Source organism: Pseudomonas sp. TZ252, from assembly GCF_056110345.1.
The window spans coordinates 4,830,444-4,851,665 of record NZ_CM148566.1; the positions used below are offsets into that span (position 1 = coordinate 4,830,444).

Consider the following 21,222-nt stretch of genomic DNA (forward strand, 5'->3'; position numbering starts at 1 on the left):
CTCATGCCGATGGAGTTCTGAGCGACGCAGGTCCGACTTCGCGCTTTTCCCTCGTCTTCGAGTGGTCTCTGGCGTTGCACCGGTTTAGGATGCGCGGGTATTTCGGAGCCGCTTCGCTTGGCGTCGCCCGCCGCTGCGCTCCGAAACCGAGCATTGCTCGAACCAGAACGAGATCGAAGGTGCATCGCCACGAGCGGCGCACGGCCTGATGATAGATGGAGGCAACATGAGCGCGGCTCAGCCAGGCATTCTCACCCCGATTCCGGTGGTGGGTCGCTACCTGTTTTTCAGCATTTCCCAACCCGAGCAGGTGGCCGCGACCTTGGCCAGCCTGGCCGCGGCCACCGATGGTTACCAGCTGGTGGTGGGTATCGGCCATTCGCTGATGCTCAGCCTCGGCAAGACCGTCGAGGGCATGAAGGACTATCCGGTGCTCGCCGCGCCCGGCATCGACCTGCCGTCCACGCCCTCCGCGCTGTGGTGCTGGCTGCGCGGCGAGGATCGCGGCGAGGTGACGCTGCGCTCGCACGCGCTGGAACGGTCGCTGGCGCCGGCCTTCCAGCGGACCGGCGCGGTGGATGCGTTCCTCTACGGCGAGGACCGCGACCTGTCCGGCTACAAGGACGGCACCGAGAACCCCAAGGGCGATGCGGCGCTCGAAGCCGCGCTGGTCTCCGGGCGCGGTGCGGGCCTGGATGGCGGCAGTTTCGTTGCTGTCCAGCAGTGGCTGCATGACTTCGACCGGATGCAGGCGATCCCCGGCGAGGAGATGGACAACATCATCGGCCGCCGCAAGTCCGACGACGAAGAACTGGAAGACGCGCCGGCCTACGCCCACGTCAAGCGCACCGAGCAGGAAAGCTTCGAGCCCGCCGCGTTCCTCCTGCGGCGCGGCGCGCCCTGGTCCGACGAGCACCGCGCGGGGCTGTTGTTCGCCGCCTTCGGCCGCTCGTTCGAGGCCTTCGAGGTCCAGTGGCTACGGATGATCGGCGTGGAAGACGGGGTGCTCGATGGCCTGTTCCGTTTCACCCGGCCGATCAGCGGCAGCTACTTCTGGTGTCCGCCCATGGCCGACGGCCGCCTCGACCTGTCCGCCCTCGGCCTCTGAGCCCGCCGCGGCAGCAGGCCAGGCCTGCTGCCGCGTCCTGCGCGGCGCTAGTGGGCGGTGGCCACGGCGGCCTCGTCGATCAGCGCCGCTACTTCCTTCGCTCGCGAGGCCAGTGACGCGTGGCTGGCATCGAGGGTGACGATCTTCCTCGGTGCGATCCGCGCGGCCATCCGCTCCTGGTTCTCCGGCGCAATCATGCGATCGGCGCTGGAAATCTGGTACCAGGAGGGCTTGCTCTTCCAGGCCGGGCTGCCGATGGCATCGCCAAAAGTGCTGGCCAGCGGAGCCTTCTGGGTGATGCCCATGACCAGCCCTTCGTCCGCAGCGAGATCCTGGCAGAAGCTTTCGTGGAACCTGTCCGCCTTCACCCAGAGATAGCCATCGCTGTCCGGCGCCAGGTTCGCTGCGGCCAGGGGCAAGTGCTCCTGGGTGATGCCACCGGGACTTTCGCCGCTGTCGGGGGCGAAGGCGGCGATATAGACCAGCCCGACCACATTCGGCTGGTTGCCGGCCTCGGTGATCACCGCGCCGCCATAGGAGTGTCCGACCAGCAGGACCGGCCCCTGTTGCTGCGCGATCATCTTGCGCGTCCGCTCGGCATCGTCCGCCAGCGAGGTCAACGGTAGTTCGACGGCATGCAGGTTGTCGTGGCCGAGGCGTTTCAGTTCGAGAATGACCTTGCTCCAGTGGGCGGCGCCGCCCCAGAAGCCGTGGACCAGGATGATCGCAGGCAGGTTGCTCATCGTGTTGCTCCCTTGTGGGTGAGGGTTGCTGGCATGAGACATCGCCCGGCGAGCATACGAGGTCGCGATGGGCGGGCGATAGCGGGAGGCGAGGACGTTCGTCGAAAAGAACAACTCCTTGTTCCGGTAGGCGACGTGATATCGGCACGGCGGTATGTTGCAAGTCCGGACCCGACCGATCGGGTTGTCGCGACGGGCATGGAGGGGTGATCGGTCGGTCGGGTTCGCGTCTTTTCGGGGCACCCGAATCTGAAAAAATCTTGCTTCTCGCCATACCGGGGGAGCGGGGCGGGTAGATTTTCTTCCGAATCCTTCACTTTCTACCCGGTCATGGAAAAAGCTCTGAAATTGGCGTCATGCCTCTACGGCCTGCTGATCCTGCTCAGCCTGGCGATGGTCGCCTTCCTCAGCCAGTTTCCGTTTCTCCTCAGCTCGGGAGCGGAAAACCTCTCGATGTCGATCCTGCCGCTGCTGATCCCGCTGATGGTCGGGCTGGTCGTCTGCGAGGCGGTGCGGGCGGTGGTGCCGAAGAAGCGCTAGGCGCGGTGCCGGGATCAGCGGCCGAGAATGCGCTGGCGGCGCAGCCGGTACTGCTCGTAGGGAAGGCCCTGGCGGTTCAGCTCTTCCAGCTGGCGTTCGCTGGCGCTGCGGGAAAACGATTCCTCGACTATCGAGTCCGGCGTGACAGGCTGTGCGCAGGCGCTGACCAGCAGCACGCCCAGGACCAGGGCAATGCGTGGCATGCGATCTCCATGGACTACGGCAGAAGGGAAAAAAAGGCCATTACCAAGCGGGGGGAGGGTTGGTAATGGCCTGTACAAGGGACATTTGCCAGGCCTTGGGGATCTGGCGAAAAAGACGATATCAAGGGGGAATTTGATTAGCCAGCTAACAAAGTGGAATGAAGTTTTGCGGCAGGCGCAACAATTCTGTCCGAATCGTCATTCTTGCGTCACCGCCGGGACAGAGCGGTTTCGGCAGACTGCGGGGGAGTCGCCGAAGGAGATTCGTCGTGGACGATACGCTCAGATTCGCCTCGCGCTTGTGCAAGTTCATCGTCGCCGCCAGCTTCCTGCTCGTGGCGGTCGCCAGCCTTTGCCTGTGGTGGACGGGCCAGGCCTACGAATACGCGGCGCTGGCGTTCTTTCCGTTCGCCGTACCCATGCTGCTGCTGATCATGGTCTGCGACCTGCTGGCAGCGCTGAATGGCAGGCGTCGCTGAGCGCACGGGCTGCCTAGCGCTTTCAGCTAGGCGGATGTCGAACCCAGACAACCGGCGCCCCGCGCGGGGCCCTATGGTGAGGCATTCATCCACTGCCTTCCTGGAGCGACCATGTCAGATTTCATCACCGTACTGCGCGATACCTGTCCCGTACCCGTGCTGGACGCCACCAAGTGGAAGCGGATCGACGGCGATCCGCATACCGTCAACCTCAACGCATACGCCTCGGCGGACGGCAGCAAGCTGATGGGCACCTGGATCTGCACGCCGGGCAAGTGGGAGGTGAACTACGAACGCTGGGAGTTCTGCCACTTCCTCGACGGCTACTGCATCATCACCCCGGAAGGCGAGCAGCCGGTGCACCTGAGGGCGGGCGACGTGTTCGTCATCGAGCCGGGCCTGCGTGGTACCTGGGAGGTAGTGGAGACGGTGCGCAAGTACTTCGTCTTCGCCTGACGGTATTGCCGCACGTCCGGGATGCCTGCCGGACGTCGCGCCTCAGTCCTGGTGGACGATGCGGCGGATGGTGCCGCCGCAGGACTGGTAGCAACTGCGGTACTCGTCCTGGCAGTCGTCGCCGAAATCGAAGTTGCGCTGCGGGTAGGGGCAGGACTTGCGCTTCTTCTTGTCGCTGTTCTGCATGCAGTAGTTGTAGGCCGTGCTCTGCGCCTGGTAGAGCGCCTCGTCCTGGCGCTGCTGCAGCTTGGCGAGGGTCTTGCACTGGCGCTTCTCGGCATTGCACTGGCTCACGCAGTGCAGGCCGGCATCGCTGGTCGGCGGAATGTAGGAGTAGCTGACGCTAGGACCGCAACCGCCGAGCAGCAGGGCAAGACCGAGGAGGGGGAGCAGAAGGTGTTTCCGGAACGGCATTGTCGATATCGATAAGCAATGGCAAGCGAGAGCGAATGCTATCACTGGCTTTCCGAAGCTGTACGGCTCTACCCGATAAGGTTGAACTGGCGCACGAAACGCAAAAAAGAAAACCCCGGGACTGGCCCGGGGTTCTCGTCGCGCTCGCAGGTTCGATCAGAACACGCTGAACGGGTACTCGACGAAGGCACGGATTTCGTTGCCGTCGTCGTTGTACGAGCGGGCGTCGTTGGAGACACGCAGGAACGAGCTGCGCAGACGCAGGGTGAGGTCCTTGGCCGGACCGCTCTGCACCACGTACTGGACCTGGTTGAATATCTCGCGCTCCTTGCCGTTGCTGGTCTCGGCGGTCTTGATGTTGTCGCCGCGCACGTAGGCTACGCGGTAGGTCAGGCCGGGCACGCCGTACTTGGCGAAGTCCAGGGCGTAGCTGACCTGCCAGGAACGCTCGTCCTCGGCGTTGAAGTCCGACCAGTAGGAGTTGGCCAGCCAGATGGTGGTGCCGCCGTCGCCGATGCCGCCGGCGTTCTGGTACCAGCCGTAGTTGTAGCCGGTGTCGCCGGTGTTGCGCTGGTGGGCGATCATGAAGGTGTGGGCGTCGATGGTGTAGGACGCCGCCAGGCTCCAGATCTTGTTGTCGCGGTTACCGTTGAAGTTCTGGTCGGCGAAGTCGCTGTCCAGCTTGGTGCGATAGCCGTTGAAGTCGAAGTTCAGCGACTGGTCGGCCTGCAGCGGGATGGTGTAGTTCAGGTTGATGTACTGCTTCTTCAGTACGTCCTCGACGTCGGAAGCGTACAGCGAGGCGTTGAAGTGATCGGTGAAGGCGTACTTGCCGCCGAACACGTTGATGCTCTTCAGGCCGCCGCTGTCGCGCCCTTCGGCGCTCTTGCGGGATTCCGCGGTGAAGCGACCGGCGTTCAGCTCCAGGCCCTCGATCTCCTTGGAGGTGATCAGGGTGCCGCTGTAGCTTTCCGGGAGCAGGCGCGAGTTGTCGTAGCTGAGCACCGGCAGGCTGGGCATCTGGTCGCCGTACTTGAGCACGGTGTTGGAGATGCGGAACTTCACCGCCGCGCCGCCCTTGGACAGATCGTCCGCCGCGGAGCCGCTGTCGCCCTGCTTGAAGAAATCGATACCGGCGGCGCCGCTACGACCCTTGCCGCCGTCCAGGCGTACCGCGTACAGGCCGAACGCGTCGACACCGACGCCCACCGTCCCCTGGGTGAAGCCGGAGGTGAAGGTGGCAGTGGCGGCCTGGCCCCATTCGGCCTTGTCCTGCCGGCCATGTTTGTAGTCACGGCTGATGTAGCCATTGCGGAAGAACAGATCGAGGTGGCTGTCCTCGACAAACCCCTTTGCTGCTTCTTGGTCATTGGCCATCGCCTGGCTTGCAGTCGCGATGCCCAGTGCCAGCAGGCAAATCCTTTTCTTCAACATCTTATTGTTCCTGGTTGTTGGCTTGATGTGCGCTGAAATTGAAGGAAGCGCAAGGTTCGAAGTGCACGGGAGTCATTTGTCCCATTTACCGTGCGTGGCGGTTCTGGTTTCTTGTTTCTCCCGTTGGCGGCGCAACAATACCAGAACATTGTTCGATCCAAGAAAGCTTCGAGTCATTTGCTAATAACCAAATTGCAAGGAAAGCCCCTTCCATAGGCTCTGAATCGGGCGTTGCCGGATCGCTTCGTCATGCGCCTGCAATATCAACCTTATCGATAAGTACCATGCCGCGAAGTCGCTGCAGTTCTCGCTTTGGGCGGTGATACCGTCGAATCGTGAACGGATCGACAAAGAGGGACGTGACATGAAGATTCTTATCGCTGTATTCGCCGCCCTGGCCCTGTCCGCCTGTGCCTCGCCTCCCGCTTCGAACGCCCCGGCGCTGGCCGCCAGCACCAGCAAGGCTCCCTACGATTACGCGATGTGCGTCTTGCCCAAGTGGCAACGCCAGGCGCCGGGCGTGGCGCTGGTGGAGGAAGGCCGCGGCTATCGCCTGGCGGACGCCGGTCAGTGGCTGGAGGTGCAGCCGGCGAGGGGTGGCAGCCTGGTGCGAATCCATGATCAGCAGCCCTGGGTCACCCGCGGGGCCTTCATCGATGCGGCCAGGACCTGTTCCTGAGCCGCGAGGAAGAGGGAAGAGCTCCGGCCCCCCTAGCATGAAGTGTCCGGAGCTCTACGGCCGCAAACGGAGGATGGCCGCAGAACGATCATCTGCCTATGGCCGGCGCTGCGCTTGATCGAGATCAAGTACTGGAGGCCGGGGAGCCGGCGTGTGCGGCGATTCGCGTGACGGGTCTCGTTTTTTCTGTGAAGTGCATTGCATAACGCTTCAATCGGGACGGGTGGCCAGCATGCCAACCAGTTCCTGGGCGGCCTTGCGCAATGGCTGGTTTTTCAGCCAGATAGCGTGGACAGGCAGTTTCAGCTCGTTCTTGGTATTCCTGAAGTCCAGGCGTACCAGCCTTCCCGTTGCCAGCAGCGGCGCGACCCGGGACAACGGGAAATTGCCCCAGCCGATCCCCGCCTCGACCATTTCCAGCGCCGTGCCCAGGCTGTCGGTGCGCCAGCAGGCGCCGGCAATCAGCGGACGGGTGTCGGCCAACGGCAGGTCGCAACTGGCCACCAGGATCTGCCGCACGTTCACCAGCTCTTCCAGGTACAGCGCATGCCCCGGCTTCTGCAGGGCGGGATGGTGCGGCGAGATGGTCGCGACCAGCGATTCCGCGCCGACATACTGGAAGCGCTCCTGCGGGTTCACGCTGATGCCGGCGAATCCGAAGCACAGGCTGATGCGGCCGCCATGGAGCAGGGCGAGGGCATCGTCCTGCGCCGCGCTGAGCACCTCGACATCGAGCAGCGGGTAGCGCTCGGAAAGGGTGCGGAGGGCGCCGAACAGCCGCCCGCTGTCGATGTCCGCAACCACGCCGAGCGACAGGCGGCTTTCCAATCCCTGGGAGAGTTCCAGCGCATGCACCTGCAACTGAGCGAGCTGCTCGGCGATCATCCGCGCTTGCGGTGCCAGGGCCCTGGCCAGCGCCGTAGGACGGGCTTCGCGGTGGGTTCGCTCGAAAAGGGCGAAACCCAGCTCCGCCTCCAGGTTGGCGATGCCCATGCTCACCGCCGAAGGCACTCGACCCAAGGCACGGGCGGCGCCGGAAAAGGAGCCGCGGTCGAGGACGGCGAGGAACAGCTCGATGGTATCGCTGGAAAAGTTCATGGCAATTCTCCTATCAGCAGATCTGAAAGCTGCTGACTTTTTCTGTCAAGAAAATTGATCCAACCTTGCCCGCCTTTCCGCTATCACGCCCGAGAGGTCCACGTGCAAGGCATCAAGCGCAAACTGGTCTACGTGACCGCCTACGAATTGATCGGGATGAGTATCTCGACCCTGGGGCTGGCCCTGCTCGCCGGTTCCACGCCCACTACCACCGGCCCCCTGGCGGTGGTGATCACCACCGTCGCGGTGACCTGGAACTTCATCTACAACTGCCTGTTCGAGTTCTGGGAGCGGCGCCAGGCCGTGCGCGGACGCAGCATTGCGCGGCGGGTGGCGCACGCCATCGGCTTCCAGCTGACCCTGGTGGTCTACCTGATCCCGCTGATCGCCTGGTGGATGGGGATTTCCCTGCTGGAGGCGTTCTGGCTGGACCTGGCGCTGATCGTCCTGATCCCGTGCTACACCTTCCTCTTCAACTGGGCCTTCGATCGCCTGTTCGGCCTCCCGACTTCCGCGTTGCCGGCCGGCGAGGCGGCCTCCGTCTGAGGATTTTTTTTCTTCAGCGCCATTCGCGCTCGCCTTGGCCGGGGCAAATCGCCTACCTTAGACGGACGTGCGCTGTGGTGCCGGTTCAGGGAGGAAGTACGACCGCAAGCCATGAAGGTCTGCCCCGGCGAGGATGGGGTGCGGCATTTCGATGAACGGATTGGGGTCACTATGCGGATTTTGGGGATGCTACTGGGGGCCGTCTTGCTGGCGGGTTGTTCGACATCGACGCCCTCGCTCGACGAGACGGACCAGGTACCGAAGGAGCGTTTGTACAACTACCAGTTCCGTGACGACGGCGACGCCTTCCTGGTGGTTTCCCGGGACCGCGAGTTCCTCGGCAGCGTCTGCAATACCCGCTTGATCATCGATAGCCGCCTGGCCGCCGAGATCCAGGCCGGCGAGAGCGCGCGTTTCCGTCTTCCGGCGGGGCTGCGGGTGGTATCCGTACAGGGCGATGGGATCTGCCGCGGCGAGGCGCCCAAGCAGGTGGTGCATGTGCAGAACGGGCAGACCACGCATTACCGGATCACCGTGGACTCCGGCCTGAACATCGGCCTGGTGCCGGGCTGACGCCGGCGCAACGAAAAAAGCCGCCCGTGGGCGGCTTTTTCATGCGCGGCGTTTATTCGCTGACCGCTTTCTCGACCTTTTCGGACGCCGACCAGATCCGATAGCGGACCTCCACGTCCTTCGGCGCATAGACCACGATCGGCAGCTTGCTGTTGTAGCGCAGCAGGAAGCCTTCGCCGACCACCGGGATGAAGCGCTGCTCCTTCTTCTGGCCGGGGCAGGCCATCATCGTGCTCATCGGCCCGCTGACCTTGTCCAGGCGGTAGTAGGAGTAGCCCCAGCCTTCCAGGGTGTGTTCTTCCAGCTCGCCGCCCAGGCGCTGCTGGTTGCAGTCGGCCTCGAGGGTCTTGCCGGCGATGATCTCGACCTTGAATGCGTCTTCCGCGTCCTGTTTCGGCAGGTGGATGACCTGGCGGGTGAAGCCGGCATCTGCCTTCGGGTAGGGAACCTTTTCATCCAGTTTGGCGGCCATGGCGGTGCTGGAAAGAGCGGCAACGCCGGCGGCGATCAGTAGTGCTTTCATGTCCTTGAGGTTCTCCTTACGTGGTAACGCGAGCAGGGTAAGACACCGAGGCACGGGTGAAAAGTTCAGTGGGGGACGTAACGGAATGTTCCATGTCCTGGGCCAGCCGGTCGGGGCACGGCCGAATCGCGGGCAAAAAAAAGACCATCTGCGGGGGGAGGGCGATGGTCTTCAAAGGAGCGTCGGGGACTTGGGGTTCTCCCGACGCCGCTACGATCTCACGCCGCTCCGCTGGGGAAAAATGCTTTGGGCTGATAGTGGCTATCGATGCCGGTGACTTGAAATTCCCCGCCAACTCATAGCAAGTTCCGCACGATAGAGCCGTCAGCGCATCAGTTTGCGTTTTTTTCAGCGGGTCAGTTGCAAGGCCAGTTCATCGACCTGTTCGGCCCAGTCGGAGTCCTCGGCCAGGGCCTCGCGCAGGAAGCTGGCCTGGGCAGGGTTCCAGAATGGCGCATCGGGCAGCGCCGTGCCCTCCTCGAGGTGGTGCCGGGCGAGAAAGGCGACGATGTCGTCCCGCCCAGCGGGGAGCCCCAACTGGCGGAACAGGTTGGAAAAGGTGTGCGGGCTGGTGTCCATGACGGTTCCTCCTGGACTCGCTGTTTTTTCCACTATAGCCGGCGGGACGGCAGGGCCGCCGTGGGAGCCGGGGGTGGGTAATTTTGTCGCAGATGAAAAAGACTGTTGTGCGCGGCGCGCTTCATGGCGAAGGGGCGGGCGCTTATTATTAGCAAGCTAATGATAACCGGAGTCAGCCTATGTCCAGAATCGAAGTCGCCGTGCTGGTGGGGACGTCCGTTCCCGAATCGCTGCGCAGCAAGGGATTGCTGGCCTGTTGGATCCTGATGGTGGACGGCGCCATGTGGGCCGGCCCCTTCACCAGCCGTGACGAGGCGGAAGCCTTGAAGGGAACCTGGGAACTGAGTTGGCCGCTGGAGGCGGCGATCTCCGCCTGAGCCAAGGCCCTTGCCTTGCCGAAAAGCCCGCCGAGCGCGGGCTTTCTGTTGCCTGCGGAAACGCCCTAGCGGCGGCCCACCAGCAGGCCGAGGAGGAAGCCGGCGCCGGCCGATACGGCGATGGTCTGCCAGGGATGGTCCTCGACGTATTCCTCGGTCGCTTCGGCGGCCGCCTGGCTGCGTTGCACCACGCCGCGGCGGGTGCGCTCGATGGCGTCGCGACCACGATGCAGCACGGAATTGATCTGTTCACGCAGGTTCGCGCCCTCCTTGCCGGCCAGGCTGCCGGTGCCGCTCATCAACTGGTCCACCTCGGCGATCAGGTCCTGCAGTTCGGCCATGGCCTGGTCCTGGATAGCCTGCTTGGCGCGAGCGGAGCGGGTTTTCAGAGTCATGTCGGTCTCCTTGACGAGGATGGTTACCTAGGTATGGAGTCGCCCGCTTCGCTGAAAGTTGCACGGCATGGCCTGCGTCGGGGGTTTCCGTAGCATGCGGGAGAGCCGTTTCAGGATGCCCCGGCCTCGCCGCGCAGGTAGCGGTCGAGGTCGATCGCTTCGCCGCTCTTGAGTTTCAGGCGTCGGCGCAGGTCGTCGAACATAGCGTCGTACTCGCGGCGCTGGCGCACGATCGGTCCCTGCCGCAAGCGCAGGCCGTGGCGTCGGGCCAGGCGACTGGCACGGCTGGCGAAATGCACGGCGGCGTCGCGTGGCAGTTCGAAGCTTTCGCTGAAAGGCTGGCCGTCGATCCGGCCCTCCATGTCGAAGTGTACGGCCACCGGGCGGGCCTCGGCCTCCAGGACCCGGTAGCGCAGGTGGATATCGAATGCCTGGCGGTCGACTTCGCTGGCCGAGGCGAGATGCAGATGGCCGGGAATGAACATGGCCTGCCTCCTTTTCGGATAACCGGGGAAATGCCCTTGCCTGCCAGGGTATGCTTCGCCGGCCTCGGGACGGCTGTCCCAGGTCAGTTTTTTCCGGATTGGAGCGGGGATGCGAATGGCGCTGGGAGCGTTCGGGTGTTGACTGACTGGGCCGCGTACGCCGGGCTGTTCCTCTCGGCGTTCGGTTCGGCGACCCTGCTGCCGTTGCAGTCGGAAACCGTGCTGGCCGCCTTGCTGCTGCGCGGCGGCCAGTCGGTCGCGTGGCTGCTGGCGCTGGCCATCGTCGGCAATGTGCTGGGTTCCTGGGTCAACTGGTGGCTGGGTCGCTACCTCGAGCATTTCCGCGGTCGCCGCTGGTTTCCCGTGGGCGAGGTGCAGTTGCTCAGGGCGCAGCGACACTATCGCCGCTACGGCCGCTGGACCCTGCTGCTCAGTTGGGTGCCGGTCATCGGCGATCCGCTGACGCTGGTGGCCGGCATCATGCGTGAGCCCTGCTGGAGTTTCCTGCTGATCGTCGGCCTGGCCAAGACGCTCCGCTACCTGGCCCTGGCTGCGCTGGTGCTGGGCTGGGCCGGCTGAGCGCTTCGTCGGCGAGCGTAGAACTATTTTTCGCGGGGCAATGTCCATTGCTGCGAGGTGTAACTGCCGCCTCATCGCCCCCGGGGCCTTTAGTTGCCGCTGTGGTCCCGGGGGCTTCTCTTTTCCTGCCTGTTTCCGGCGATGCGAGGTGCGCAATGTCGAGGGTGGTTGCGGGATCGCTGGTCTGCCTGCTGCTCGGTTCGGCGCCGGCCTGGGCTTCCACGGCCGAGGCGTGGCAGGCGCACGACGCCATGGTGCGTGCCGCCTGCCTGAAAGCCAGCGGCTTGCGCCAGGTACGCGCGGTGGGGCAGGTACTGCCCTTCGACGATGAGGTGGGCTATTCGGCGCTGCTCCTGCAGGGCCGCTATCCGCAGCCGCACATGCAGGGCCGCCAGGGCCGCGAGCTGTGTCTGTACCGGCGCGCCACCGGCAAGGCCAGCGTCAGCGAGGCCGACGCCCTGCTCAAGCCTTGAGTTCGGGGTCGTCGTTGTCCGGAAGTTCGCGCTCGCCAGGATCCTTGCCGTCTTCCGAATGGTGCTCGATCACCGCGTTCAGTTCTGCGCCGAACAGCACCACTGCCGCCGACAGGTAGAAGTACAGCAGGAGGATGATGATCGCCCCGATGCTGCCGTACATGGCGTTGTAGTTGGCGAAGTTCTTCACGTAGAAGCCGTAGGCGAGGGACGCGGCGATCCAGGCGATCACCGAGAGCACCGAGCCGGGAGTGATGAAGCGGAAACGCTGCTCGACATCCGGCACCAGGTAGTAGAACAGCGCCACCGCGAGCATCAGCAGGAACACCGCAAGAGGCCAGCGCAGCCAGGTCCAGAGCGTCACCAGGTACTGTTCCAGACCGACCAGGCCGGCGATCCAGGCGATCACCTGCGGCCCGGTGACCATCAGGCCGGCCGCCACCAGCAACAACAGGGCGATGCCGAGGGTGTAGAGGATCGACAGGGAGAAGCGCTTCCATACCGGGCGGCTCTCCTTCACGTCGTAGGCGGCGTTGAGCGCGATCATCATCGAGCGGATGCCCGCCGAGGAGGTCCACAGCGCCACCGCGATACCGATCGACAGCAGGCCGCCTTTCTGCTGCTGCAACTGGTCGATCACCGGGTTGACCTGATCCATCGCCTCGGGCGGCAGCAGCAACGCCGCCTGCTCGCGCAGCCAGGCGAAGAACTCCGGCAGGTGCAGGTAGCCTACGAGGGTGATCAGCACCAGCAGGAACGGAAACAGCGAGAACAGCATCTGGTAGGCGAGGGCCGAGGCGTAGGTCGGCATGTCGTCCTCAAGGAACTCGTTCACGGTGCGCTTGACCAGGCCGAACAGGCCTATTTCCCGATAAGCCGTACGGAACATTCCATCTCCTTGCTGTGTGCGTGCCGATGACGATCGACCACCGATGGCCGCTTGCCGCCAGGCATTTTCCGTTGGGTGAAATTCGTCGCGTCCTTTCTGGGACGCCACGGCGGGCGAATTGGTTCGTCGCCGGCGTCATCATTCGGTCGCATCCGTTAGCCAGACTGCGCCTGCCCGCCGCGCGGCGGGCCTCCGTCCAACTTCTCAGAAATGGAGCGCACCATGTCTGTCGACCTGAAGAAAATCGCCGCTGCCTTTCCCGAGTTCCAGTTGTCCAGCAAGAGCCGCCATGACGGCGCGCTGTTGTTGCAGTTGCAGGCCGCCGACGGCCGCTACGTGGCTCGCACCATACCCTCGCCGCAGCTCAGCGCGCCGCCGGAGACCGAGTGGCTGATCCGCAGCATCCGCCGGGAACTGGCCGTGCCGGGCATGGAAATGGCGATGGCGGCACGCTGAGTTTTTTCGCCGCGGGAACCGATGATGCGATAATTCCGCCTTTCCACACAGCTGACGGGAAGGCAATGAAGCGCGAGAAGGTTCGGGACAGGCAGGCGGCAGGGAAGATCTCGGCGACCCACATCATCGCCAATCCCACCCTGGCCAGGGAATGGATCGTGTTCTTCAAGAAGGACGGCGGGCGCAGCTATTTCCTGGTCGACGAGAGCGACGAGGTGATGTCGTTCCGCCGGCTCGACGACGCGGTCAAGGAGCTGCGCGGGCTGGGCATCAAGTTCGCGGAGATCCATCTCTAGGAGCGGCGTCGCGCGGTCGCCACTGGCCAGCCTTGCGCGCCCGCGCTTCTTCCTCGGCGAACCGGTACTGGCCGCGCGCCTCGGCCGTCTGGCCGCTGTCCGGCGCGTCGCGCCAGCTGGCCAGGCCAATGGTCAGCAGGGCCAGCCCGGCATCCAGGGTATGTCCGCAGGTGGGGCAGTCGGCCGGGGTGACCCAGGCCGCGCCGAGGATGCGGAAGCGCGCGTCGCGGCCTTGCTCGCGGATGGTCGCCGATTTGCCGAGCAGCATGTCTTCCAGGGCTTCCCGGGCGCGCCGACGCCAGGGCTCGGCGGCCGGTAGCTCGACGGCATTGAGCTGGATGCGCAGCGCCTTGTTCGCGCCGGGCAGGCGGCAGCCCAGGCTGGCGTCGTCGTGTATCGCCACCACCGTGCAGTCGAAGCGGCGCTCCCCGGCGTCGGCGGCGAACGCCAGGGCGGCGCAGAGCGGCAACAGGGCGAGGGTGCGGAAGATCATGGGCTACTCCGGCGGAGGTCAGCGTCGACGCGAGGATAGGTTGCTGCAGGTCGCCAGGTCCACCGGGCCGACATAGGGATTGCCCCAGCCCATCACGCAGCCGACCATGTGGTTGCGCTGGCGCTCCCAGGTCTGTGGCGGGTACTGCTTGTGCCAGGCGTTGTAGAGCTGGCGATCCTGCTTCGACAGGCGCAGGCCGTAGCGGTCGCTCATGTAGAAGTAGGTGCGGGCGATCATCCCGCGGATCTGCGGGCGTGGCATCGCCTTGCGCGCCTTGAAGTCCACCACCATCGGGCAGGCGCCATATTGCTGGGGTTTCTGCGGCAGCCAGCCGAAGCCGAAGTTGCTGCGGTCGCCGTTGACCTCGCCGATGCTCGGCACCAGGTTGTGCAGGTCGGCTTCGGCGCGCTGGTAGGTGCTGTCGTGCCTCGCGCAGTTGCTCCGCCCGCCGTTCTGCCAGCAGCGCCGCTGGTGACCGATCACCCAGGCCGGGACGATGTGTTCCCACTCGATGCGCCGCGCGCGGTTGGCGTTCTTCCTCGGCTTGTAGCCGCAACTGGCGAGGTCGACACGATTTCCCGAGTAGCGACAGCCGCAGTAGAACTCCACGGATTGCCGGGCGTAGAGCTTCCAGCCGATTTTCTTCGCTTCGGAGAATGTGCGCGGGGCGTTGGCCTGGCCGGTGCTGGCGAGGAGGAGGGCGAAAAGGCCTACAAACAAACGGGAAAGCATGCGGCAACTTCCAAAAAAATCCGCATGTTACTGATTTTGCAGGAGATGCCAATCGTGGCCAGTCCATGGCCAGGCGAGGGGCGGACCTTCCCGTTTGCGCCGCGTCCATGCGATGGTTAGTATGCGTTCCGTATATGTTTTGTAGTCGAGGTGTAGTGTGGGCCTGGTGAAGATTTCCGAGCAATTGCACGAAGAGGCGCGCATCGCCTGCAAGGCCATGTCGCGCTCGATCAATGCCCAGGCCGAGCACTGGATGCGCATCGGCATGCTGATCGAAGCCAATCCCGGCCTGACCTATGCGCAGGTGCTACGCCAATTGATGGACGAAGCGCGCGAAAGCGACCGCCGCGAGCAGGACGCGGCGAGGATCTCGGGATGATCAAGAGCGCGGAGGAAATCCAGCGCATGAGCGTGGCCGGCGCGCTCACCGCGAAAGTCCTCGAAGCCCTCGACGAGGTGGTGCGGCCAGGCATCAGCACGGCAGAGATCGACCGCTTCTGCGAGCGCTACATCGTCGACACCCTCGCGGCGATTCCCGGCAGCAAGGGGCAGTACGGCTATCCGTTCACGGTGAACACCTCGGTCAACGAGGTGGTCTGTCATGGCTGGCCGTCGGCGCAGCAGATCCTCCGCGACGGCGATATCGTCAACGTCGACGTCACGGTGATCAAGGACGGCTATTTCGGCGACAGCAGCAAGATGTACCGGGTCGGCGCCATCGACCGCCAGGCGCAGAAGCTGCTCGACGTCACCCGCGAATGCCTGTACCGGGCGATCCGCGTGGTGCGCCCGGACGCCACCCTCGGCGATATCGGGCATGCCATCCAGAGTCACGCCGAAGCCAACGGTTATTCGGTGGTCCGCGAATACTGCGGGCATGGCATCGGCCGCAAGATGCACGAGGCGCCGCAGGTCCTGCACTTCGGTCGCGCTGGCGCGGGTGCGCGGCTGAAGGCCGGGATGACCTTCACTATCGAACCGATGATCAACCAGGGCGGCCACGCGGTGAAGCTGCACAAGGACGGCTGGACCGTGACCACCCGCGACCGCCGCCTGTCGGCCCAGTACGAGCACACCGTGCTGGTCACCGAGCGGGGTTGCCGGGTCCTGACCCTGCGCGAAGAGGAGCGCGAGGCGCTGGCCGACCTGGCTGGCTGATCGACGCCCGGCCTGGTTACACTGCGACGACTTTTCCGAAGGGAGGCTGGCGGGTGTCCGGCAGGCGTTTTGGCGAGTTCGAACTGCGCGCCACCTGGTTGCGCGAGGACAGCGGCTATCTGGCCGAGATCGAGATAACCAGCATCGACGACGGACGCACCGAATGGCTGGTGCTGCCGGGCCAGCCGCCGTGCGAGAGTCCGGCGGCCGCGCTGTCGCTGGCGGAAGCGGCGCTGTACCGGGTGCGCGGCTTCGATGCGCGGGGCCGGCCGCTGTTTTCCGACTGAGCTTGCTGGCAAATCGCATGATGCATTTCGCACGATCTTGCAGTTTGCACGGACCGCTTCGCTGAGTCTTTTCGTAAGTTATTGATTTTGAATGTTTTTAATTTTCCATGTGGCTGGCATGAAAGCTGCCACCTTTCCCCGTGTTGCGGCTGCGCTGAAGTTCGCGGTCGGTTTTCATGCAAGAGGGGATAAACGATCATGGAAAAGTCCATCAAGATGCTGTTCGATGCCTTCCAGGCCACCTTTGCCGTATCCACCCAGATGCGTCCGGACGGCGGCGCCCTGCTGACCCTGCGCAACGGCGAAGAGATCGTGACCCGTCGCGTGGTGTCCGCCGCCCAGTTGGCCGACGAGAAGCGCATGTACTGGTTCATCAACGCCGTGCGCCGTGACCTGGCCCTGGAGGCGGGGAGCCTGCCGGTGGATGTGGTCGGCACCCTGCGTCGTCTGCAGGAGCGCGGTCTGCCGAGCTACATGGCGGGCTGAACGGTTCGTCCGGAATCCTGGCGGAGACCTCCGGCAGGGCGGGCGAGAGTGCTAGAGTGAAGCTTCGAGGGGGCTGGGCGAGGATCGACCGGCCCCGCTCGTGTCGGAAGGGAAGGCCAGGGCTGGCCTGCCCGTTCGGCGCTTCGGCAGGCTGGCGCAGAACGATGCAAGGTCGTTCGGGTCAGCATCAGGGATGAAATGACTGACAGGAGTCGGGATGCTGCGTTACGTCGTGGGTTTTCTCGCGTTCACCGTGCTGGCGGCCTATCTGTTGCTGGGGGTTTCCCAGCACGCCTTCCTGCCGTGACCGGTCGGCATGGCGGCTTCAGCTGCGTTGCGGAAGAGGCTGTGGCGGCCGTGCGGGATGCCGGTTTTCGGCTTGCCGTGCCTTGCGTTGCAGGCGTGCGCGCCGACGCGGCACGCGCAGGAAGGCCCACAGGGTGACGCCGGCGAGGCCCAGCCAGGCGACGATCAGCAATGTGACGAAGGATTCGGGAGTCATGGTTCGTCCTCCTCTTACCCAAGGATAGACCCTGCGGGAAGGGGAATTACTGCAATCGGTCTTCGACCATGGTCTGAAACGCGGTCACTCGGGGCCGGCGCCGACTAGGGCCAGGCAGCCGGTGAGGCTGGTCAGCAGGGGCAGGGCGAGCAGGAAAGCCAGCCAGATGGCCTCCATGCGCAACAGCGTGGCGCCGAGGAACAGCGCGACCAGGAGGATGGTCATGAGCAGGGCGGTCCAGCCGAAGTACATGGCGAAGTTGTCGATGCCCAGGCCGATGCCCCAGCCCAGCAGCAGGGCCCATACCCCGGCCAGAGCCAGGCCGAGGGCCAGCATGCTCGCCAGGGTCCGGGCGGACGGGGCATGCAGCGGGTGGTTGCGGAATAGCTCGTAGAAGATCGGCGTATTCATCGGCGTCACCTCCGCAGGGGAACTTCCAGCCTAGTCCAGCGGGCGAGACGGCCTGGACCTATTTGTCATTACGGGGCGTGACCTCAGGCCGTTAACATCCATCTTTTCCAGGCGATGCCGTGCATCGGGCTGTGGGCCCGCTCACCGTTCGTCGCGCTGAGTCGAAAAAGAAACCGAAAGGGTTGCGTGCATGAGTGGCGAACTCGCCTCGTTCGAGGTGGATGGGTATCAACTGGTCTATCAGGACCTGGGCGAGGGCACGCCGGTGCTACTGGTCCACGGTTCGCTGTGCGACTACCGCTACTGGCAATGGCAGTTGCGCAGCCTCGGCGAGCGCCACCGGCTGATCGTGCCGAGCCTGCGTCACTACTACCCCGAGCGCTGGGACGGGCAGGGCGCGGACTTCACCAGCGCCCGCCACGTCGCCGACCTGCTGGCGCTGGTCGAGCGGCTCGGCGAGCCGGTACACCTGCTCGGCCATTCCCGTGGCGGCAACCTGGCGTTGCGCCTGGCGCTGGCCGCTCCGGACGCCCTGCGTTCGCTGAGCCTGGCCGATCCCGGCGGCGACTATGCCGCCGAGGTCTACGCCCACGCCGGCCTGCCTGCGCCCGAGGAACCATTGGAACGCAACCAGTTCCGGCGCCAGGCGCTCGAATTGATCCGTGGCGGCGAGGCGGAACGGGGACTGGAACTGTTCGTCGATACGGTGAGCGGCGCCGGGGTATGGAAACGCTCGTCGGCGACGTTCCGCCGAATGACGCTGGACAACGCCATGACCCTGGTCGGGCAGGTGGCCGACCAGCCGCCGGCGCTGGCGCTGTCGGAACTGCGCTCGATCGACCTGCCGAGCCTGATCCTCAATGGCGAACGCAGCCCGCTGCCATTCCCGGCCACCGCCGAGGCGCTGGCGGCGGCCCTGCCGCGCGCCGAGCTGCAACGCATCCAGGGCGCGTCCCATGGCCTCAATGCCACCCGTCCGGCGGCTTTCAACCGGTCGGTGCTGGAGTTCCTGGCGCGCGTCGATGGCGTTGCGCCGGACGTGGAAACGTCCTGAAGCGAGGCCGGGCGAACTGACCGCTCGTCAGCTCGCCGCGGATGCTTTACCATGGGCGCTTCGCGCCGGATCAGCTCCGGCGTTTTTCGTCAGTATCCATTCCCAGTGATCTCCGTCCGCGCGCTTCGGCGCAGGGGTGCCGCAAGGCGCCTGCCACTGTGAGGCAGGCCGGCCCGGCGGGCGACGCTTACTGGCACATCCCAACCCACGTGGCCTTTGGTAGGGGTCACCACTAGGAGAGGAGGCGCCATGCCCATCATTACTCTTCCCGACGGCAGTCAACGTTCCTTCGATCACCCGGTCTCCGTGGCCGAGGTGGCCCAATCCATCGGCGCAGGCCTGGCCAAGGCGACCCTCGCCGGCAAGGTCGACGGCCGCCTGGTCGACGCCTGCGACACCATCGATCGCGACGCGACCCTGCAGATCATCACGCCCAAGGACGAGGAAGGACTGGAGATCATCCGCCACTCCTGCGCCCACCTGGTCGGCCATGCGGTCAAGCAGCTCTATCCGACCGCGAAGATGGTCATCGGCCCGGTGATCGAGGAAGGCTTCTACTACGACATCTTCTTCGAGCGCCCCTTCACCCCCGAGGACATGGCGGCGATCCAGCAGCGCATGCGCGAGCTGATCGACAAGGACTACGACGTGATCAAGAAGATGACCCCGCGCGCCGAGGTCATCGAGCTGTTCAAGTCCCGTGGCGAAGACTACAAGCTGCGCCTGATCGACGACATGCCGGACGAGAAGGCCATGGGCCTGTACTTCCATGAGGAGTACGTGGACATGTGCCGCGGCCCGCACGTGCCGAACACTCGCTTCCTCAAGGCGTTCCAGCTGACCAAGATTTCCGGCGCCTACTGGCGCGGCGACTCGAAGAACGAGCAGTTGCAACGCATCTACGGCACCGCCTGGGCCGACAAGAAGCAACTGGCGGCCTACATCCAGCGCATCGAAGAGGCCGAGAAGCGCGACCATCGCCGCATCGGCAAGCAGCTCGACCTGTTCCACCTGCAGGAAGAAGCGCCGGGCATGGTGTTCTGGCACCCGAATGGCTGGAGCGTCTACCAGGTGCTCGAGCAGTACATGCGCAAGGTCCAGCGCGACCATGGCTATGTCGAAGTGCGTACCCCGCAGGTGGTCGACCGCATCCTCTGGGAGCGTTCGGGCCACTGGTCGAACTACGCCGAGAACATGTTCACCACCTCCTCGGAAAGCCGCGACTACGCGGTCAAGCCGATGAACTGCCCGTGCCACGTGCAGATCTTCAACCAGGGCCTGAAGTCCTACCGCGACCTGCCGCTGCGCCTCGCCGAGTTCGGCGCCTGCCACCGCAACGAGCCGTCCGGCGCGCTGCACGGGATCATGCGCGTACGCGGCTTTACCCAGGACGACGCGCATATCTTCTGCACCGAAGAGCAGGTGAAGAAGGAAGCGGCCGATTTCATCAAGCTGACCTTGCAGGTCTACCGCGACTTCGGTTTCACCGACATCGCCATGAAGCTGTCGACCCGTCCGGCCAAGCGCGTCGGTTCCGACGAGCTGTGGGATCGCGCCGAAGGCGCGCTGGCCGATGCGCTGAACGAATCCGGCCTGGCCTGGGAATACCAGCCGGGCGAGGGCGCGTTCTATGGGCCAAAGATCGAGTTCACCCTGAAGGACTGCCTCGGCCGTAACTGGCAGTGCGGCACCCTGCAGTACGACCCGAACCTGCCGGAGCGCCTGGACGCCAGCTACATCGCCGAGGACAACAACCGCAAGCGCCCGGTGATGCTGCACCGTGCGATCCTCGGGTCCTTCGAGCGCTTCATCGGCATGCTCATCGAGCACTACGCCGGAGCCTTCCCGGCCTGGCTGGCGCCGACCCAGGCAGTGGTGATGAACATCACCGACAAGCAGGCCGATTTCGCCGCCGAGGTGGTGCGGATCCTCGGGGAAAGCGGATTCCGTGCCAAGTCCGACTTGAGAAACGAGAAGATCGGCTTTAAAATCCGCGAGCATACTTTGCTCAAGGTTCCCTATCTCTTGGTTATTGGAGATCGGGAAGTTGAATCGAAGGCCGTCGCGGTGCGTACGCGCGAAGGGGAAGACCTGGGCTCCATGCCCGTCACCCAGTTCGCTGAGCTGTTGGCACAGGCGGTTTCCCGGCGTGGTCGCCAAGACTCGGAGTAATCATTATTAAGCGTGAAATGAGACAGGATAAGCGAGCTCAACCGAAACCCCCGATCAACGAGAACATCTCGGCTCGTGAGGTACGGTTGATTGGAGCTGATGGCCAGCAGGTTGGTGTTGTTTCGATCGATGAGGCGATCCGCCTAGCCGAAGAGGCGAAGCTGGACCTGGTTGAGATTTCGGCCGACGCGGTGCCTCCTGTCTGCCGCATCATGGACTACGGCAAGCACCTGTTCGAGAAGAAGAAGCAGGCTGCGGTCGCCAAGAAGAACCAGAAGCAGGCGCAGGTCAAAGAAATCAAGTTTCGTCCAGGGACGGAAGAAGGGGATTACCAGGTAAAACTACGCAACCTGGTACGTTTCCTTAGTGAAGGGGACAAGGCCAAGGTATCCCTGCGATTCCGCGGCCGTGAGATGGCTCACCAGGAGCTGGGGATGGAGCTGTTGAAGCGGGTCGAAGCCGACCTCGTGGAGTACGGCACCGTCGAGCAGCATCCTAAGCTGGAAGGACGCCAGCTGATGATGGTCATCGCTCCCAAGAAGAAAAAGTAACCACCAGGGCACTGGCAGGCCTTGCGGTTATGCGTAATCACTCAATGCGGA

The 21,222-nt window shown here is 64.3% G+C and carries 33 protein-coding genes; 19 read left to right on the plus strand and 14 right to left on the minus strand.

The window, feature by feature from the left end; all coding sequences use genetic code 11:
* The first annotated feature begins 208 nt into the window (after window positions 1–208).
* Entirely contained in the window at window positions 209–1,108 is a 900-nt protein-coding gene (locus ACYAF3_RS22510; protein WP_003119903.1) for a Dyp-type peroxidase, read from the plus strand.
* Between the two features lie 47 nt (window positions 1,109–1,155).
* Here ACYAF3_RS22510 and ACYAF3_RS22515 read toward each other — a convergent pair whose 3' ends face one another.
* On the minus strand, window positions 1,156–1,851 hold the full coding sequence (locus tag ACYAF3_RS22515) for an alpha/beta hydrolase (RefSeq protein WP_003090823.1): 696 nt from the start codon (window positions 1,849–1,851) through the stop codon (window positions 1,156–1,158).
* Window positions 1,852–2,199: 348 nt separating this feature from the next.
* On the opposite strand from ACYAF3_RS22515, the gene ACYAF3_RS22520 reads away from it, so the two are divergent.
* Window positions 2,200–2,391: a hypothetical protein gene (locus tag ACYAF3_RS22520; protein WP_003099127.1), complete on the plus strand. Its 192-nt coding sequence runs from the start codon at window positions 2,200–2,202 to the stop codon at window positions 2,389–2,391.
* A gap of 14 nt (window positions 2,392–2,405) precedes the next feature.
* On the opposite strand, the gene ACYAF3_RS22525 is transcribed toward ACYAF3_RS22520, so the two are convergent.
* Entirely contained in the window at window positions 2,406–2,594 is a 189-nt protein-coding gene (locus ACYAF3_RS22525) for a hypothetical protein (RefSeq protein WP_003090821.1), read from the minus strand.
* A gap of 269 nt (window positions 2,595–2,863) precedes the next feature.
* On the opposite strand from ACYAF3_RS22525, the gene ACYAF3_RS22530 reads away from it, so the two are divergent.
* On the plus strand, window positions 2,864–3,073 hold the full coding sequence (locus tag ACYAF3_RS22530) for a hypothetical protein (protein ID WP_003090820.1): 210 nt from the start codon (window positions 2,864–2,866) through the stop codon (window positions 3,071–3,073).
* 111 nt (window positions 3,074–3,184) lie between these two features.
* Window positions 3,185–3,529 (plus strand): cupin domain-containing protein, encoded by a 345-nt coding sequence (locus ACYAF3_RS22535; RefSeq protein WP_003090818.1) that lies wholly within the window; start codon window positions 3,185–3,187, stop codon window positions 3,527–3,529.
* A 42-nt stretch (window positions 3,530–3,571) separates the two neighbouring features.
* On the opposite strand, the gene ACYAF3_RS22540 is transcribed toward ACYAF3_RS22535, so the two are convergent.
* On the minus strand, window positions 3,572–3,943 hold the full coding sequence (locus tag ACYAF3_RS22540) for a hypothetical protein (protein ID WP_003160518.1): 372 nt from the start codon (window positions 3,941–3,943) through the stop codon (window positions 3,572–3,574).
* Between the two features lie 156 nt (window positions 3,944–4,099).
* On the minus strand, window positions 4,100–5,377 hold the full coding sequence (locus tag ACYAF3_RS22545) for an OprD family porin (RefSeq protein WP_003099122.1): 1,278 nt from the start codon (window positions 5,375–5,377) through the stop codon (window positions 4,100–4,102).
* A gap of 364 nt (window positions 5,378–5,741) precedes the next feature.
* On the opposite strand from ACYAF3_RS22545, the gene ACYAF3_RS22550 reads away from it, so the two are divergent.
* On the plus strand, window positions 5,742–6,056 hold the full coding sequence (locus ACYAF3_RS22550) for a hypothetical protein (protein WP_003090814.1): 315 nt from the start codon (window positions 5,742–5,744) through the stop codon (window positions 6,054–6,056).
* Window positions 6,057–6,266: 210 nt separating this feature from the next.
* Here ACYAF3_RS22550 and ACYAF3_RS22555 read toward each other — a convergent pair whose 3' ends face one another.
* Window positions 6,267–7,154, minus strand: a complete 888-nt coding sequence (locus ACYAF3_RS22555; protein WP_003108881.1) for a LysR family transcriptional regulator — start codon at window positions 7,152–7,154, stop codon at window positions 6,267–6,269.
* A 102-nt stretch (window positions 7,155–7,256) separates the two neighbouring features.
* Here ACYAF3_RS22555 and ACYAF3_RS22560 point away from each other — a divergent pair, with 102 nt between their 5' ends.
* On the plus strand, window positions 7,257–7,700 hold the full coding sequence (locus ACYAF3_RS22560) for a PACE efflux transporter (protein ID WP_003090812.1): 444 nt from the start codon (window positions 7,257–7,259) through the stop codon (window positions 7,698–7,700).
* 186 nt (window positions 7,701–7,886) lie between these two features.
* A complete protein-coding gene (locus ACYAF3_RS22565) occupies window positions 7,887–8,273 on the plus strand; it encodes a hypothetical protein (protein ID WP_003160516.1) in 387 nt (128 codons plus the stop codon).
* Window positions 8,274–8,325: 52 nt separating this feature from the next.
* On the opposite strand, the gene eco is transcribed toward ACYAF3_RS22565, so the two are convergent.
* A complete protein-coding gene (gene eco, locus ACYAF3_RS22570; RefSeq protein ID WP_003090808.1) occupies window positions 8,326–8,796 on the minus strand; it encodes a serine protease inhibitor ecotin in 471 nt (156 codons plus the stop codon).
* A gap of 348 nt (window positions 8,797–9,144) precedes the next feature.
* Window positions 9,145–9,375: a DUF2789 domain-containing protein gene (locus tag ACYAF3_RS22575; RefSeq protein WP_003090806.1), complete on the minus strand. Its 231-nt coding sequence runs from the start codon at window positions 9,373–9,375 to the stop codon at window positions 9,145–9,147.
* Window positions 9,376–9,554: 179 nt separating this feature from the next.
* On the opposite strand from ACYAF3_RS22575, the gene ACYAF3_RS22580 reads away from it, so the two are divergent.
* Entirely contained in the window at window positions 9,555–9,752 is a 198-nt protein-coding gene (locus ACYAF3_RS22580) for a hypothetical protein (RefSeq protein WP_003090804.1), read from the plus strand.
* 65 nt (window positions 9,753–9,817) lie between these two features.
* On the opposite strand, the gene ACYAF3_RS22585 is transcribed toward ACYAF3_RS22580, so the two are convergent.
* Both ACYAF3_RS22585 and ACYAF3_RS22590 read right to left on the minus strand, forming a co-directional pair.
* Window positions 9,818–10,147 carry an ElaB/YgaM/YqjD family protein gene (locus tag ACYAF3_RS22585; RefSeq protein WP_003090802.1) on the minus strand — a complete coding sequence of 110 codons (330 nt, stop codon included), beginning with the start codon at window positions 10,145–10,147 and terminating at the stop codon, window positions 9,818–9,820.
* Window positions 10,148–10,257: 110 nt separating this feature from the next.
* Window positions 10,258–10,632 carry a DUF5064 family protein gene (locus ACYAF3_RS22590; RefSeq protein WP_003090800.1) on the minus strand — a complete coding sequence of 125 codons (375 nt, stop codon included), beginning with the start codon at window positions 10,630–10,632 and terminating at the stop codon, window positions 10,258–10,260.
* Between the two features lie 135 nt (window positions 10,633–10,767).
* Between ACYAF3_RS22590 and ACYAF3_RS22595 the strand changes: the two genes are divergently transcribed.
* Together ACYAF3_RS22595 and ACYAF3_RS22600 are read left to right on the plus strand one after the other, a co-directional pair.
* Window positions 10,768–11,211 (plus strand): YqaA family protein, encoded by a 444-nt coding sequence (locus ACYAF3_RS22595; RefSeq protein WP_003099113.1) that lies wholly within the window; start codon window positions 10,768–10,770, stop codon window positions 11,209–11,211.
* Window positions 11,212–11,366: 155 nt separating this feature from the next.
* Complete coding sequence (locus tag ACYAF3_RS22600) at window positions 11,367–11,684, plus strand: hypothetical protein (protein WP_003108875.1); 318 nt, start codon at window positions 11,367–11,369, stop codon at window positions 11,682–11,684.
* On the opposite strand, the gene ACYAF3_RS22605 is transcribed toward ACYAF3_RS22600, so the two are convergent.
* Window positions 11,674–12,573, minus strand: coding sequence for a YihY/virulence factor BrkB family protein (locus ACYAF3_RS22605; RefSeq protein ID WP_003090797.1), 900 nt, complete (start codon window positions 12,571–12,573; stop codon window positions 11,674–11,676). The two genes, ACYAF3_RS22600 and ACYAF3_RS22605, sit on opposite strands and share 11 nt — an antisense overlap.
* 222 nt (window positions 12,574–12,795) lie before the next feature.
* Here ACYAF3_RS22605 and ACYAF3_RS22610 point away from each other — a divergent pair, with 222 nt between their 5' ends.
* Both ACYAF3_RS22610 and ACYAF3_RS22615 read left to right on the plus strand, forming a co-directional pair.
* The gene (locus ACYAF3_RS22610; protein WP_003090796.1) at window positions 12,796–13,029 is read left to right on the plus strand and encodes a DUF3509 domain-containing protein; all 234 of its coding nucleotides are present in this window, start codon (window positions 12,796–12,798) and stop codon (window positions 13,027–13,029) included.
* 65 nt (window positions 13,030–13,094) lie between these two features.
* Window positions 13,095–13,325, plus strand: a complete 231-nt coding sequence (locus ACYAF3_RS22615) for a hypothetical protein (protein ID WP_003090795.1) — start codon at window positions 13,095–13,097, stop codon at window positions 13,323–13,325.
* Here ACYAF3_RS22615 and ACYAF3_RS22620 read toward each other — a convergent pair.
* Window positions 13,300–13,818 carry a thermonuclease family protein gene (locus tag ACYAF3_RS22620; RefSeq protein WP_003114413.1) on the minus strand — a complete coding sequence of 173 codons (519 nt, stop codon included), beginning with the start codon at window positions 13,816–13,818 and terminating at the stop codon, window positions 13,300–13,302. The genes ACYAF3_RS22615 and ACYAF3_RS22620 overlap by 26 nt on opposite strands.
* Window positions 13,819–13,836: 18 nt before the next feature.
* Window positions 13,837–14,550: an endonuclease gene (locus ACYAF3_RS22625; RefSeq protein ID WP_003124481.1), complete on the minus strand. Its 714-nt coding sequence runs from the start codon at window positions 14,548–14,550 to the stop codon at window positions 13,837–13,839.
* A 157-nt stretch (window positions 14,551–14,707) separates the two neighbouring features.
* Here ACYAF3_RS22625 and ACYAF3_RS22630 point away from each other — a divergent pair, with 157 nt between their 5' ends.
* From ACYAF3_RS22630 to ACYAF3_RS22645, 4 genes are all read left to right on the plus strand, one after another.
* Window positions 14,708–14,929, plus strand: a complete 222-nt coding sequence (locus ACYAF3_RS22630) for a ParD-like family protein (protein ID WP_003090688.1) — start codon at window positions 14,708–14,710, stop codon at window positions 14,927–14,929.
* Window positions 14,926–15,708, plus strand: coding sequence for a type I methionyl aminopeptidase (gene map, locus ACYAF3_RS22635; protein ID WP_003090687.1), 783 nt, complete (start codon window positions 14,926–14,928; stop codon window positions 15,706–15,708). Before ACYAF3_RS22630 ends, map begins: the two co-directional genes overlap by 4 nt.
* Before the next feature lie 53 nt (window positions 15,709–15,761).
* Window positions 15,762–15,995, plus strand: a complete 234-nt coding sequence (locus ACYAF3_RS22640; RefSeq protein WP_003090686.1) for a hypothetical protein — start codon at window positions 15,762–15,764, stop codon at window positions 15,993–15,995.
* Between the two features lie 198 nt (window positions 15,996–16,193).
* Window positions 16,194–16,481: a DUF3509 domain-containing protein gene (locus ACYAF3_RS22645; protein WP_003090684.1), complete on the plus strand. Its 288-nt coding sequence runs from the start codon at window positions 16,194–16,196 to the stop codon at window positions 16,479–16,481.
* Between the two features lie 325 nt (window positions 16,482–16,806).
* Here the strand turns inward: ACYAF3_RS22645 and ACYAF3_RS22650 are convergent, their stop codons facing one another.
* The gene (locus ACYAF3_RS22650; protein ID WP_003099098.1) at window positions 16,807–16,983 is read right to left on the minus strand and encodes a hypothetical protein; all 177 of its coding nucleotides are present in this window, start codon (window positions 16,981–16,983) and stop codon (window positions 16,807–16,809) included.
* 84 nt (window positions 16,984–17,067) lie between these two features.
* The gene (locus ACYAF3_RS22655) at window positions 17,068–17,394 is read right to left on the minus strand and encodes a hypothetical protein (RefSeq protein ID WP_003090681.1); all 327 of its coding nucleotides are present in this window, start codon (window positions 17,392–17,394) and stop codon (window positions 17,068–17,070) included.
* Between the two features lie 190 nt (window positions 17,395–17,584).
* Here ACYAF3_RS22655 and ACYAF3_RS22660 point away from each other — a divergent pair, with 190 nt between their 5' ends.
* The 3 genes from ACYAF3_RS22660 (at window position 17,585) to infC (ending at window position 21,171) form a co-directional block, all read left to right on the plus strand.
* Entirely contained in the window at window positions 17,585–18,448 is an 864-nt protein-coding gene (locus ACYAF3_RS22660; RefSeq protein WP_003114410.1) for an alpha/beta fold hydrolase, read from the plus strand.
* 249 nt (window positions 18,449–18,697) lie between these two features.
* Entirely contained in the window at window positions 18,698–20,620 is a 1,923-nt protein-coding gene (gene thrS / locus ACYAF3_RS22665; protein ID WP_003090677.1) for a threonine--tRNA ligase, read from the plus strand.
* Window positions 20,620–21,171, plus strand: a complete 552-nt coding sequence (gene infC, locus ACYAF3_RS22670) for a translation initiation factor IF-3 (RefSeq protein WP_003119938.1) — start codon at window positions 20,620–20,622, stop codon at window positions 21,169–21,171. Before thrS ends, infC begins: the two co-directional genes overlap by 1 nt.
* Window positions 21,172–21,222 lie beyond the last annotated feature (51 nt).